The sequence below is a fragment of the Streptomyces spinoverrucosus genome, assembly GCF_006539505.1.
Taxonomy (GTDB): Bacteria; Actinomycetota; Actinomycetes; order Streptomycetales; family Streptomycetaceae; genus Streptomyces; species Streptomyces spinoverrucosus.
The window spans coordinates 1-905 of record NZ_BJND01000198.1 but is presented as its reverse complement, the minus strand read 5'-3'; the positions used below and the strand labels follow the sequence as shown (position 1 = coordinate 905).

General features: G+C 68.1%; 1 protein-coding gene. It reads right to left on the bottom strand.

What is annotated here, in order from left to right:
* Positions 1-10: 10 nt before the first annotated feature.
* Positions 11-795 (bottom strand): IS5 family transposase gene (locus SSP24_RS42510; protein WP_167529882.1). Its coding sequence is split into 2 segments (ribosomal slippage): positions 11-231 and positions 231-795, totalling 786 coding nucleotides; the frame shifts between segments, so codons are not numbered across the junction.
* Positions 796-905 lie beyond the last annotated feature (110 nt).

Genomic DNA, 905 nt, shown 5'->3' with positions numbered 1-905 from the left:
AGGGTTCCTTTCAGAAAGCCGGATGCTTGCGGGCGAGGGTCATGCAGTGGGCGAGCTGGAGGAAGGCGTCGTGCATGTCGTCTCGGGTTTCCCAGCGGGTCCGTAAGCGGCGAGGGCCGTGGAGCCAGGCGATGGCGGACTCGGCGACCCATCGCACCCGGCCCAGGCCCGAGCCGTGTTGCTGACCGCGCCGGGCGATCCTCGGGACGATGCCGCGTTCACGCAGTCGCAGCGGTAGCTGTCGTGGTCGTAGCCGCGGTCGGCGTACAACGCGCGGGGCTTGCGCCGGGGCCGGCCCCGCTTGCCCCTCACCGGCGGCACGCCGCCAACCAGCGGCAAAAGCTGGGTGACGTCATTGCGGTGCCCGCCCGTAAACGACACCCGCAGCGGGGTGCCGTGCGCGTCGGTCAGCACATGATGCTTCGAGCCCGGCCGTGCACGATCAACCGGACTCGGGCCGACTTTTGGGCTGCTTCGCCCCCGCTTGGCCTGCACGTGCGAGGCATCGACGGTGGCACGGGAGAAGTCCAGGCGGTCCGCCGCCCGCAGCCGGTCAAGCAGCACCCTCTGGAGTTTCTCCCACACCCCGGCCTCCTGCCATTCGGCCAGCCGCCGCCAGCAGGTCGAACCCGAGCCGAACCCCAACTCCTGTGGTGGCAGGTACTCCCATTGGATACCGGTGTAGAGGACGAACAGCACACCATGGAGCCTCTTGCGGTCATCGATGCGCTTGCGCCCCGGGTACCGGAACCGCCGCTCATGCTTCGGCAGCAGCGGCTCGATCACCGCCCACAGTTCGTCACTGACCTCCTACGGCTTCCGCCGCGTCATGGTCACCCCCACAAAGCACGGGACCACGTCCATCTCCACCGTGCCACAAGAAGATCTTTCGCAAGGACCCCTAA